This is a genomic window from Wolbachia endosymbiont (group A) of Cydia strobilella (genome assembly GCF_964026745.1).
Taxonomy (GTDB): Bacteria; Pseudomonadota; Alphaproteobacteria; order Rickettsiales; family Anaplasmataceae; genus Wolbachia; species Wolbachia pipientis.
Genome location: NZ_OZ034694.1, coordinates 1159935 through 1172351 on the forward strand (window position 1 = coordinate 1159935; position 12417 = coordinate 1172351).

The following is a 12417-nucleotide window of genomic DNA, read 5'->3' on the forward strand; positions in this document are numbered from 1 at the left end:
CTGTGCGCCGTGCGCTGGAATCCGTTTTAGCCCTTATCTATATCTCAGTTCCACCAACAGTTATTGCGTCGACTTTGAGTGTCGGCTGACCAACTCCAACGGGCACATTTTGTCCATCTTTCGAGCATGTGCCAACACCAGGATCTAACTTTAAGTCATTACCAACCATAGATACTTTTTTCAACACTGTTGGACCGTCACCAATTAGTGTTGCTCCTTTTACTGGCTGTGTAATTTTGCCATTTTCTATTAGGTAAGCTTCCGAAGATGAAAAAACAAATTTTCCTGACGTTATATCAACCTGCCCACCACCGAAATTTACTGCATATAGACCTTTCTTTACGCTAGATATTATTTCCTTCGGTGTATACTTTCCGGGCAACATATAGGTGTTTGTCATGCGCGGCATAATAACTTCTTTATAACTTTCTCTTCTACCATTACCAGTTGGGCTTACACCCATGAGTTTAGCGTTCATATGATCCTGCATGTATCCTTTTAGGATCCCATCCTCTATCAATATATTATAACTGGGTGGAGTGCCTTCATCGTCTACGCTGATAGAGCCGCGCAAATTGGGCAGAGTTCCGTCGTCAACTACTGTGATGTCACTAGCTGCTACTTGTTTACCCACAGAATTTGAAAATGCTGAGACTTTTTTGCGATTGAAGTCGCCCTCAAGTCCATGACCCACGGCTTCGTGTAACAATATTCCTGGCCAGCCTGGACCTAAAACGACTGTCATTTCTCCGGCTGGAGTTGGAATTGCTTCAAGATTTACCAGTGCTTGTTCTAACGCTTGGTTTGCAACTTCTTTCCACTTTTTCTCAGAAATAAACTTACTATAAGAGTCCCTTCCACCATGCCCTGCAGAACCTCTTTCGGTACGGCCATCTTTTTCTACAATGACTAGCACATTAAAACGTACCAGAGGCCTGATATCGCTTAATCTGTGATCACCCTTTATTATTTGTACAACTTGCCATTCTCCACTTAGAGTTATTTTTACTTGCTTCACGCAGTTATTTTTGGACCTTACATACTCATTAACCTCATTGAGTAGCTTAATCTTTGAATTCAGATCCATTTCATTTATAGGGTTAATCCTCGAATATAGGCTTTTTGTCTCTTCGTTTAAATTTATTGAATTTGTCTTGTTTAAAGACACTGAGCTTTTTACCATAGAAGCAGCATTACTAATTTCTTTTTCGCTGATCTCAGAAGAACAAACGAAAGATGTACTATCTTCACAAAAAGACCTTAAACCAAATCCCCTTCTAGTATTCAAGTCCATGTGTTTTAATATGTTATCCTCAAAAACCAGGGACTCCGACTGGCAAAATTCTAGAAACAGCTCACCACCATCGCTATTGCTCAAAGCGTTATTGACTATTTTATATACGTTATTAATATTAACATTGTTTTGAGCAAAAAATATTTGATCTAGATTTGGCATTACCTTTGAACTAAAAATTGTTTAAGTATATTATTTAACTTTAACATAGTAAACTATAAAAAGCCCGGGTGGCGGAATTGGTAGACGCTCTAGCTTCAGGTGCTAGTAACTTTTTAAGTTGTGGAAGTTCAAGTCTTCTCTCGGGCACTCTTAGCTTCCATATTGCTTATTGAATTAATTAATGTTATAATATAACATATTAGGTAATATTTATGCTATGTATGGTGAAAAAGATAAGTTAGCCTACAGAAAGAAGGTACGAACTTACTCGAAACGCTTAGTTACTACACTATCTACTATCTCTTTCATTGGATACATAGCGGCATTGGTCTTGAATATTCCTGTCTTAAGTCTGTATTTTAGTATTGCCGGCACTATATTCAGTGCACTTTCGTTTGCTTTAAATATATGGTCACTAAATGATCATTCCCGACAACAGAATCTTAATAAGAAATCTGGCATAAAAAACACTCCAGGACAAAAAAAGTTAACAAAGATCTATCTTGATATAGCATCCAGTGCTTCATTTCTAATAGGAGGTATTGCATCTATGTCGCTTTTTGAGTCTTCTGTTATTTATTTTGTTTCTACGCCTTTTTTTATTCTAGGCTGTGTTATTATGGCAGCTAATATCGTTCAAACTATGATTAGTGAACCACAGACAAAAAACGTCCTTGAGAATCTCTCTTCAAATACTGCAAGAGTACAAGCTTAAGTATTAACTTATTTAACTTATACAGGAATATTAGCTATATAATTCCACTGAAGGAAGCCATTCAAAAGAGTTCGATGTAATTAGCGTCAAAAAAGTGTAAGCAGAAATTGTGGGCTTATTGGGGTAGGAGCGCTTAGTACTCCTACTTCCACATCAATTACTTGAATAATTGCTCAAGCTATCAAAATAAAAGTTTTTATTCAGTAATTTGTGTATAAAGGGTACTATTTTACTAGTAGTGAAATAAATCAGAATGAAGTCTATTTTATTAACGAGGCCTTTATTGGACTCGTTCAATACAAGAAATATATTGAGAAAGTATGGATACAAAGTTTTTATAGAACCAGTATTCACAATAAAGTACTTAAATCCTGATATATCTGCGTACGAATTTGACGTTGTGATATCTACAAGTAAAAACAGTGTAAAGGCTCTTAGTCAAATATGCAAAGAGGATGACTTTCCGATTATTACAGTTGGTAATTCAACCATGCAGGCTGCAAAAAATTTGGGATTTTCTGATATAATCTCAGCAGACAGCAACGTTGATGGTCTGATATCATTCATAAAAGCTCATTATTCAAACGCAATAAAGTTCTTGTATATAAGGGGACAAGAAGTATCATGTGACCTAAAAAAGAGATTATCTGAAGAAGATTTTAACGTAAGAGAAGTTGTACTCTATAAAACAATTATAAAAAGGAATCTAACTAATAGGTGTAAAAATTTACTATTGGATGGTAAAATTGATAGTGTTGCTTTTTTTTCCTCACAGACAGCAAGGATATTTTGTTCATTAGTTCTAAAAAGTGGGTTATCTCATGTGATGAATAATGCAGTTGCATATACCATGAGTAAAAACATTGCTGATAGTTTAAAGTTAATCAAATGGAAAAAAATTATAACATCGAGGTTGCCTACTGGGGAGAGTTTAATTGATATAATTAATAAGGATTGTTGATGCTAAAGATTGCAACTTGGAATGTAAACTCCATACGTAAAAGAGTTAACCAACTTTGTAGTTTTATAGTTGATAGTCAGATAGATATAATTTTGCTGCAAGAGATAAAATGTATGGAAGAGCAATTTCCTTATGCAGAGATAGAGAAGCTGGGATATGAATGTGCTGTCTATGGACAAGTTGCAAGAAATGGCGTTTGTGTTTTATCTAAATATCCGATACTGGAGAAGTTTAAGATTGATATCGTAGAAGGTTATCAAGAAGCGCGTTATATAGAGTGCATAATAAAGCACAATAATCAGAAGGTAAGGGTGGGAAGTGTATACGTTCCAAACGGTCAAAGCCCGGACTCTCAAGCATTTGAATATAAACTCAAGTTTTTTGATAATCTATATGAAAGGATGAGCACTTTGTTAAAGAATGAAGAGTTAACTATTATAGCTGGCGATTATAATGTTGCACCGGATGAAATTGATGTCTTTGATTCAAACTTATTGAATGGCCAAGTGTGCTTTCATATAAGAGAACGTGAGAAGTTAAGAGCGATCTTGAATCTTGGGTTTAAAGATGCGTTTAGAATATCTCACCCAAATTTGCAACAATTCACTTGGTGGCATTATCAAGGCAATTCACTCAGAAATAATCAAGGAATGCGAATAGATTATATGCTGTTATCACCACAAGCTGTAGATAAATTGGAAACATGCTACATAGATGATAGATTGCGTAAGCTAGAAAATCCGTCTGACCATACTCCTGTTGTATGTGCTATAGAATAATAGCAGATCTCTTACACAATTCACTTTTAGCAAACCTGAGTGGTCTTACCTTTGCTGCTCTGTGGTTTTTCCCTTCGTTTGTTTTCCTTTCCTGTCCAAGATTGATCGTGCTGCTCACTTTTTTCGTTTCCTACCTGGGAAATTTGCTCAGGAACAGGCTGTTGTTCACTCTTTTCTTTTCCTTGGGAAATTTGTTCAGAAACAGAGGTGCCTTTCTCAACTTCTGTAACTGGGGTTTTTAAAATATCATCAATGCCCTCGAGAATTTTTCCATTCAGTTTTGCTCTCTTTTCTGTATCATCTTTATCTTGTGAGCTAGGGTCATACAAAGTACCTTTTTTGTTATTTGAAAAAAGAACCTCCACTCCTCCTTTTATGGCAAATATTGTGCCGATAGCAGTAAGAACTACTCCGAGTGTAGTAGGACCAAAAATTAACATTGGAATAGTGGAAAGAAGGACAGGAAAAAAGATCTTGCTTAAGAACGTTGTTACCATCTCTTCATCACTGAGTGGTGGTTCATCCTCTTCTTTCTTGTCTTTACCTAAGAATGGTATTTTTTCTTTCATCCCATCCATAAAGGAGCCAGAAATATTTTTCGGGTCTATTTTGATCCCTCCAATTAGCAGCAGCAGCATTTCCAATACAAACTTTATGGATGAATCTTTAGCTTCTGTACCCCGTATATCAGCTACACACTTGGTTATTATTTGTTGTATTTTATCATTATTTAATTTCTCTTCTCTAGCTAAGCCTTGCTCTCTAATTTCTTTAAACATAGAAAGTAAAAACTGAGAAAAATTCTCTTCACTGAGTGGTTTTATATCTTTTGGATTGACATTATTAAGTAGTATGTCCTTATAAGCTGATATAAAATAATCAGTTATTTCTTTGTTCTCCTTTAATTCGGCTTTACCTTCTAATACTTTTACAAAGTAATCATAGATTACCTGATGTTCCTCTTTTTCAAAAATTTTCTCATCTTTGTTAGTTACCTGATTTGAAGGTTCCAAATTCTTTGTTTGTGGAGTTAATATTTTTGTCATAACTGAGTTACTCACATTTACTATACTTCAATTGTAGCATATTTTTCATATTAATTCAAATAATCTATACTCCTAGAATTCACGATGTTTAAGTCATAATTAAGGGAATTTAGACCCCAGTTGTCGCCAATTTTTATTTCTACTTCAAGTGGTATAGAAATTTCTATTGCATTTTCCATTATATCTTTTATAAGTTTTGCTGTTTCTTGCACCTTTTCGTCTTCTACTTCAACCAGTAGTTCATCGTGAACCTGGAGGATTATTTTACCTACTTTCAATTGGTCAAAAAGCTGAATTGTCGCACGTTTTATTATATCAGCAGCGGTTCCTTGCAGTGGTGCGTTTATTGCTGCCCTTTCTGCAAATTGTCTTATATAAGGAATTGTATTGTTTATGTCTCTTACAAAGCATCTCCTGCCAAACAAAGTTTCTACATAACCATGCAATCTTGCGATAGACACTGCTTTTTCCATATAGGCCTTTATTTCTGGGTAACAGGAAAAATAGTAATTAATGTATTCAGCAGCTTCCGCAATGGTAATTCCAAGCCGCTTTGCAAGACCAAATGGGCTAATGCCATATATAATTCCAAAATTGATGGATTTTGCTTTGCGTCTTAATTGCTCATCTATTTCTTGCACTCCAAAAACTTGCCTTGCGGTGATCTCATGAATATCTTGTCCGTTTGCAAAAGCTTCTTTAAATGCTGCAACGTTTGCAACGTGTGCCAGGAGTCTTAATTCTATTTGCGAATAGTCAGCAGAAATTATCTTATGCCCTTTTGGCGCAATAAATGCTTGTCTGATAAGATTTCCCTCTTCGCTTCTGATAGGAATATTCTGTAAATTAGGATTGCTGGAGCTCAGCCTTCCAGTTGCAGTTGCAGTCGTTGAAAAGCTTGTGTGTATTCTACCATCAAGTGGATCAACTTGCTTTATTAATGCATCAGTGTAGGTGCCTTTTAATTTACTTAAATGTCGCCAATTTAAGATTTTACTTGCGATTTCTACCCCTTCTTCTTCGAGTGCCTCTAGAACTTCATAATTGGTGCTATACGATCCAGATTTTTTTGACTTTTTCTTTTTATTAAGCCCCATTTTGTTGAATAAAACATCACTTAATTGTTTTGGCGAAGCAATATTAAATCTTTCTCCTGCCAAATTATATATCTCATCTTCAAGCACGGCAATTACCTGCTGAAATTTATCGGACAGCTCCTGTAATTTTTGTATGTTCAGTAATATCCCATTTTTCTCCATATCAAATATTACTTTCATAAGTGGCTTATCGAAGCGCTCGTAAATTGTGAGCAATTTTTCCTGAAATAACCTTTGCTTTAGCTTTTCATGAATTGCTATTAAAGTTTTTGCCGAGAAAATTTCTGCATTTTCACTCAAATTATGCGCAACTATGTTTGGAATACTGTGATCATGCTTTCCTGTATCCAAGCTATACGACATTATCATCAAATCATCAACTGAATCTAACATCTTCTCTATTGCAGGGAAGATTTTCCTGATCTCTTTAATGTTATGTATTATTTTAAGCACTCCATTTGAGAGCAAAGTTAAGTTAATTATAATGAGTGCATCTTGTATGCTGTCTTGCTCTATATAAAAAATATTACTTTCGCTATAAGATAGACTTAATACATTGTTTTCAAGGTGGTAATGAATTGCAATTTTGCCTTCATATCTACAATGCTCCAAAAATTTCTCTAACTCTTCACTACTATATTCTATTTTCTCTTTTGTGCTAGACCCATTATAGGAAAAAAGCTTTTCCACTTTCCCTATTAAGGAATTGAATTCATACTTCTTTAAAAAGGATAATAGTTTTTCCATATTTGGAGAATGGACTTCATATTTTGCAATATCATGTTGAAGGTCTACTTTTTCGCATAGTGATAAAAGTTCTCTTGAAATTAGAGCTTTTTCCTTATGTTCGGTGAGAATATTACGAATCCTCGTTTGCTCGATATTATCAATGTTCTCTATAATATTATTCAATGAATCAAATTCATCCAGTAATTTAGCTGCAGTCTTCGGACCTATTCCCGGAACGCCTGGAATGTTGTCAGATGCATCACCAGTTAGAGAAAATAAATCAAGAAGCTTGTGTGAGTTTACACCAAATTTTTCTATTACTTGTTTTTCATCTATATATATATTTTTAATGGGGTCGAATATTAAAATATTGTGGTTCAAGAGTTGAAATAAGTCTTTATCTGATGAAACGACTACCACTTTAAAGTCTTGGTGGTTGGCGTATTTTGCAGCTAGTGTTGCAATTATATCATCTGCTTCATAACCTTCAATCTCTTCATAGCTGAGGTTAAAAGCTTCTACCGCTTCCCTCAGTATGGTGAACTGTGGAGTTAGATCCTCAGGAGGCGTTACTCTGTTCGCTTTGTACTCAGGATATAAATTGTGCCTAAAATTCTTTTTCCCTGCATCAAGTGCTATAGTTAAGTAGTCCGAATGGGCAATGTACTTAAGAACCATATTCAGAAAGCCATATACACCACCTATTGGCATTCCTGTTGTGGTAATTAAGTGAGGTAGTACATAGTAAGCTCTGAAAAGAAAACCATAGCCATCGATGATTGTGAAAGTTTTTTCTTTCATTGTAGATATTTATGCGTGCTTTTGATGGTCCACTATTTAGCTGAGAAAATCAAGTTTTTGTTTTTCTGCTTTTGAGCGTTGTAAGAGATTTTACCGAAAATAGCATTCATGATGGGGATGTACACATATGACCTTACCCAGAAAAAGTGGAGAGAAAGTGTGGAATGTTTTTTACAAAAAGAATGATGCATCAAATTGTTCTGGAATGCAATAGTTAATAGTGACGTTGTTTGTTATAAAAAATTTCTATGTATTCAAATATTGCAGTTCTAGTTTGTTGAGCAGAGTGTTGTGAAGTATCAATAAGTATTTCTCTTTTCAATGAGCTAAAGAAGCTTTCTGCAACAGAATTGTCGTAACAACAGCCTTTATTACTCATCTATATTCTTTACAGCTAAGAGATATTGATACCCTTGCGCAGTATATTGTGAACCTTGGTCACTGTGCAGCAGTAGATTTTTAACAGGTTTACGCCTATTAATGGCCATTAATAAAGAGTTCATAACCAATTGTTTATTTATTGCACTACTCATTAACTACCATACGTGAGAATTATTGCTGCCAAATATAGCCATCCCTCCTTGGTTTTGATGTAAGTAATCCCATACTTTATTTGGTTGATCAACAATAAAGTTTTGATCTAGTATATTGGGAGCTACAGCTCTATTATCTGTTTGTTGTTTTTTAATTTTAAACTTTCTTCTCAGTATAGCCCTGATGTCATTTTTCTGCATAATACTTTGCACCGTTTTCAAATTGCAACTTTTACCCAAAGCCTTCAATTCAGCATGAATTTTAGGAGCTCCATATCTACATTTAGAAACTTGATATATTTTTTGAATAGCTTCGAGTAGCTCTTTATTTGCTGATTCTCTACTGCTTATTTTTCTTGTGGTCCACTTATAGTAGCCACTAGCAGAAAATCCTACATAATTCCTGTACTTTATAGCAGTTACTATATAAAAAAATATTTTACTCTTTTTGACTGGCCAGGGCTTTTTTTTAAATGTCTCTTTCCCTTGTTACTCTTGCTTTGTAAATCAAACCTCTCTTTGTCGTAAGGAGCCATGTTACCTCTACCTGGAAATGCATTGCCGCTGACTTTTTTTCGTTATATTTCTTCATCCATTTTCCTAATAAACCACCCTTTATTCCTAAATCTCTTGCTATTTTTGTAATTGTTTGACCTGCCTTTCTTTGTTCATTTGCCAGTTTAACAGCTTCCAATTTGAATTCTGCTGTATATTCTCTTACCATTTCTAATCCTCCAAAATTTTATTTTACCCAAAAAAACTCTTTTCTTTCTCTCCACTTTTTCTGGGTAAGGTCAAACAATGACTATGCAAAAAACCTAATAACATGTATAATCTATAAATAATTTCTGAGGTAGATTGTGAAACTAGGTGTTAATATCGATCACGTTGCAACCCTCCGCAACGCACGCGGAACTTCTTATCCAGATCCATTGAAAGCAGCAGAAATAGCCATTGACGCTGGAGCAGACTTTATTACTGTACACTTACGAGAAGATAGAAGGCATATTAGAGATGAAGACGTATTTAACCTAAAAAAAAGCATTAGCACTGAGTTAAATCTTGAAATTGCAGCCACGGAAGAAATGCTTGAAATAGCAAAAAAGGTAAAACCCTATTCGATTAGTATAGTACCAGAAAAAAGAGAAGAATTAACAACCGAAGGTGGCCTGGATATCGTGAATATGCACAGTAAACTTTCTAGTATAATAGAGGAAATGCATAGCTCTAGCATAAAAGTCTCACTGTTTATCGATCCAAATATTGATCAACTAAAATATCTTGAAAAGCTAGGGACAAAACCTGACATAATAGAAATTCACACAGGGGATTACTGTGATAATCCATCAGAAAAAAAGTTACAGTTAATTACTAATGCTGCAGAGTACGTCAATAAATTAGGAATAGAATGCCACGCAGGACATGGCATAACTTATAAACACGCTAAGAAGATGACAAGAATACCTCACATCTCAGCTCTTAACATAGGCCACTATTTAATTAGCGAAGCTGTATTTTACGGCTTACACAGCGTAGTAAAAACAATGAAAATGACAATGTCTAACTAACTGCTGCTTTTTCCTTCTCATTTAAAATACTTAAAAGAGTTTGGCTTGCTTTAAATTTTACCCTTGTCTTTTTAGGAACAGTCATGATCTCACCACTTTGGGGGTTACGACATTGTTTTTCCTGACTGATAGCAGTAGAAAATGTTCCTATTCCATGCAAACGTATTTCACCTTTCCCATGCAGCTCATTCTTTATTATTTTAATAAATGCATCATGAATCTTGCTCAAATCAGATTTTGTTATATCTATATTCTGACTAGAACAATCTTCCTTTAATTGTTTTATTATATCTTCTTTACTCATAAATTACCTTAATATTGAAAAAATCACATAAATAGCATATTATGTTGACACCGATAGTCAACTAAATTCATCACAAAAATAGAGGATATCATACATTTTTGCAAATATTTGTATAATACTTACAAAAAAACACCCCTATAAAATAACTATCTCTTAGAAAATTGACACTTTTTCCGAGCTTTATGTTGACCATATTTCTTACGTTCAACAACACGTGAATCTCTAGTTAAGAACTCACCATTACGTAGTATAGAATGCAAATCTTGGCTTACACTACTTAAAGCTCTGCTTATTCCATGAGCTAGAGCACCTGCTTGACCAGATAGCCCTCCACCTTTTACAGTTGCAAATACATCGTATTTATCCAATGTGGAAGTTGCAACAAATGGCATTTTTACTATTTGGCACACTGACTCTCTTTTAAAATAAGAAATTAGATCGCCTTTTTTGTTAACACTAAATTTTCCACTCCCCGGCTTTATCCATACTCTTGCTACAGATTCTTTTCTTCGGCCTGTAGCATATAAACGACCAAGCGAATCAACTGCTGATTTAATTGTCTTTTCTGACCAATCATTGTTATTTATTGTAGAACTCTTCATTTTTACTCCATTACTTTTTATTTTTACGATTCAAAGAGGCAAAATCTATCTTTTCAGGTTGCTGTCCTTGATGCTTATGCTCTGAACCAGAATAAACATACAAATTTTCAAAGCGTCTACGTGCCATAGGCCCATCATCAAGCATCCTTTTCACTGCCATTTCTATTACACGCTCAGGAAATTTGCCATTTAAAATATTATCTGGAGTAGTTTTCTTCAAACCACCAGAATAACCTGTATGCTTATAGTAAATTTTATCTTTAAGCTTCTTTCCGGTGAAATGCACCTTTTCTGCGTTGATAATAATTACATTATCGCCACAATCCATATGAGGTGTATACTCAGGTTTATGCTTTCCACGTAATAGTGTCGCTACAAATGCTGCAAGCCTCCCTACCACTAATCCTTCTGCATCTATGACAAACCACTTTTTATTGATTTGTTTCTCCTTTAAGAAAAAAGTCTTCATTATTTGATCCAACAATAGTAAGCTATGATATACTTAATTTCTCAATAGTGTCAACAATATTAGTTATTGATTATTAAAGTAATTTATGTTAGTAATTGAGCTGCGCAACCAATATGCATAGGAATTAGAATGTTTCGATTGATTATCACACTTGCGATCATTTTTAATACTATAAGTTGCTATGCAACCGATGTGGGAGAAGTGATAAGCAAAGCCATCAAAAATAGCTCAAAAATAAAGTCTCAATTTTACCAATATAAAAGCGCAGAAAAACACTATAAATCTTCTGGGTTAGCTGGATTTTTACCTGACATTAATTTGCAATACAATTTCGATAGTAACTTTAATCTTGATACATCTGAAAAAAAACTTACATTGCGCCAGAAATTAATCGATGGCGGTGGTACCTTTGCCACATTCAGTCGATCAAGCCATCTTCTCAAAGCAGAAAAGATGCGATTTCAGCAATTAAAACAAGAGCTTGCACTTAATGCTGTGAAAGCATATGTTAATGTTTTACAAAAGACAGAAATATTAAAGCTCAGAGAACATAAAGAACGCGTTTCTTTGGAACATTTGTCAGCTATGAAAAAACGCTTTTCCCTTGGAGAGGTAACCAATGCTGAAGTTTTGTTAGCAAAAGCAAAATTTTCGTCTTCTATATCCGAAAGAGTTGATGCTGAAGGTAAATTAAAGTTGGTAAATATTGCTTATTATCATTTGATTGGCGAAGATGCTGATGACCTTTCTGAAGCTAATGATAAACTACCTTCTGTTCCAGAGCTAAATGAATGTTTACAGTTAGCAAAAACCAATAATTTATCTCTAAAAGCAGCAGTTTATCAAAAAAGAGCAGCCGGAATGGAAGTGATTGCTGAAAGCTCCAAGTGGCTTCCTTCTTTAAATCTAAGTGCAAGCAAAAATTTTGGGGAGGATGGTATGAAGGTAGACAAACTATTAGAAAATGTTCATGTAGTTTTTACTCTTGATGTTCCAATCTTTAAGAGAGGAGTTAATGCTTTTGGTGTCAGTAAAGCTAAAATGGATGCAAAAAAATCTACCTACGATTATTATGAAACGGTAAAAAATATAGAACAAGCAGTTGTAAATGCTTGGAATAATGTGTTGACAGCAAAGGCCATTATCAAAGCAAGTCAAGAAGCGGAAAAAGCAGCAGCTCTAGCATTGGAAGGAGTTGAGCAAGAAGTAAACTTAAATTTAAAGAGTACATCTGACCTTTTGGACACTGAAGATGCATTATTTAAAGCACGTTCAGACTTAGTTGAAGCAAAAAGCAATTATGTGATTAGTGTTTACAACTTGCTTTTTATGATAAATAGTATAAACCTCTAAATTT

General features: G+C 34.6%; 15 protein-coding genes and 1 tRNA gene. 6 read left to right on the top strand and 10 right to left on the bottom strand.

Annotated elements, in window-relative coordinates:
* Nucleotides 1-37: 37 nt before the first annotated feature.
* On the bottom strand, nucleotides 38-1456 hold the full coding sequence (gene tldD / locus AAGD76_RS05865; protein ID WP_010962974.1) for a metalloprotease TldD: 1419 nt from the start codon (nucleotides 1454-1456) through the stop codon (nucleotides 38-40).
* Between the two features lie 62 nt (nucleotides 1457-1518).
* On the opposite strand from tldD, the gene AAGD76_RS05870 reads away from it, so the two are divergent.
* The 4 genes from AAGD76_RS05870 (at nucleotide 1519) to AAGD76_RS05885 (ending at nucleotide 3911) form a co-directional block, all read left to right on the top strand.
* Nucleotides 1519-1603 (top strand) — tRNA-Leu (locus tag AAGD76_RS05870).
* Nucleotides 1604-1673: 70 nt separating this feature from the next.
* A complete protein-coding gene (locus tag AAGD76_RS05875) occupies nucleotides 1674-2171 on the top strand; it encodes a hypothetical protein (RefSeq protein WP_010962975.1) in 498 nt (165 codons plus the stop codon).
* Between the two features lie 253 nt (nucleotides 2172-2424).
* Nucleotides 2425-3132, top strand: coding sequence for a uroporphyrinogen-III synthase (locus AAGD76_RS05880; protein WP_182321018.1), 708 nt, complete (start codon nucleotides 2425-2427; stop codon nucleotides 3130-3132).
* Nucleotides 3132-3911 carry an exodeoxyribonuclease III gene (locus tag AAGD76_RS05885; RefSeq protein WP_006279450.1) on the top strand — a complete coding sequence of 260 codons (780 nt, stop codon included), beginning with the start codon at nucleotides 3132-3134 and terminating at the stop codon, nucleotides 3909-3911. The genes AAGD76_RS05880 and AAGD76_RS05885 overlap by 1 nt, the downstream gene beginning before the upstream one ends.
* Nucleotides 3912-3937: 26 nt before the next feature.
* Here the strand turns inward: AAGD76_RS05885 and AAGD76_RS05890 are convergent, their stop codons facing one another.
* The 6 genes from AAGD76_RS05890 to AAGD76_RS05915 form a co-directional block, all read right to left on the bottom strand.
* Complete coding sequence (locus AAGD76_RS05890) at nucleotides 3938-4957, bottom strand: hypothetical protein (RefSeq protein WP_070356955.1); 1020 nt, start codon at nucleotides 4955-4957, stop codon at nucleotides 3938-3940.
* 50 nt (nucleotides 4958-5007) lie between these two features.
* Nucleotides 5008-7584 carry a DNA polymerase I gene (gene polA, locus AAGD76_RS05895; protein ID WP_341820520.1) on the bottom strand — a complete coding sequence of 859 codons (2577 nt, stop codon included), beginning with the start codon at nucleotides 7582-7584 and terminating at the stop codon, nucleotides 5008-5010.
* Between the two features lie 214 nt (nucleotides 7585-7798).
* Entirely contained in the window at nucleotides 7799-7963 is a 165-nt protein-coding gene (locus tag AAGD76_RS05900) for an IS3 family transposase (RefSeq protein ID WP_010082072.1), read from the bottom strand.
* Nucleotides 7956-8117, bottom strand: a complete 162-nt coding sequence (locus tag AAGD76_RS05905; protein WP_010082071.1) for a DDE-type integrase/transposase/recombinase — start codon at nucleotides 8115-8117, stop codon at nucleotides 7956-7958. Before AAGD76_RS05905 ends, AAGD76_RS05900 begins: the two co-directional genes overlap by 8 nt.
* A gap of 3 nt (nucleotides 8118-8120) precedes the next feature.
* Nucleotides 8121-8555, bottom strand: a complete 435-nt coding sequence (locus AAGD76_RS05910; protein ID WP_144078574.1) for an IS3 family transposase — start codon at nucleotides 8553-8555, stop codon at nucleotides 8121-8123.
* Nucleotides 8556-8586: 31 nt separating this feature from the next.
* Nucleotides 8587-8841: a transposase gene (locus tag AAGD76_RS05915; protein WP_341820331.1), complete on the bottom strand. Its 255-nt coding sequence runs from the start codon at nucleotides 8839-8841 to the stop codon at nucleotides 8587-8589.
* Between the two features lie 136 nt (nucleotides 8842-8977).
* Here AAGD76_RS05915 and AAGD76_RS05920 point away from each other — a divergent pair, with 136 nt between their 5' ends.
* Nucleotides 8978-9685, top strand: a complete 708-nt coding sequence (locus AAGD76_RS05920) for a pyridoxine 5'-phosphate synthase (RefSeq protein ID WP_006279877.1) — start codon at nucleotides 8978-8980, stop codon at nucleotides 9683-9685.
* Here AAGD76_RS05920 and AAGD76_RS05925 read toward each other — a convergent pair.
* The 3 genes from AAGD76_RS05925 to rplM form a co-directional block, all read right to left on the bottom strand.
* Nucleotides 9678-9989 (bottom strand): HU family DNA-binding protein, encoded by a 312-nt coding sequence (locus AAGD76_RS05925; protein WP_006279876.1) that lies wholly within the window; start codon nucleotides 9987-9989, stop codon nucleotides 9678-9680. The two genes, AAGD76_RS05920 and AAGD76_RS05925, sit on opposite strands and share 8 nt — an antisense overlap.
* A gap of 146 nt (nucleotides 9990-10135) precedes the next feature.
* Nucleotides 10136-10591, bottom strand: coding sequence for a 30S ribosomal protein S9 (gene rpsI / locus AAGD76_RS05930; protein ID WP_006279875.1), 456 nt, complete (start codon nucleotides 10589-10591; stop codon nucleotides 10136-10138).
* Between the two features lie 10 nt (nucleotides 10592-10601).
* Entirely contained in the window at nucleotides 10602-11060 is a 459-nt protein-coding gene (rplM, locus tag AAGD76_RS05935; RefSeq protein WP_010082596.1) for a 50S ribosomal protein L13, read from the bottom strand.
* 129 nt (nucleotides 11061-11189) lie between these two features.
* Between rplM and AAGD76_RS05940 the strand changes: the two genes are divergently transcribed.
* Nucleotides 11190-12413, top strand: coding sequence for a TolC family protein (locus tag AAGD76_RS05940; protein WP_010082597.1), 1224 nt, complete (start codon nucleotides 11190-11192; stop codon nucleotides 12411-12413).
* Nucleotides 12414-12417 lie beyond the last annotated feature (4 nt).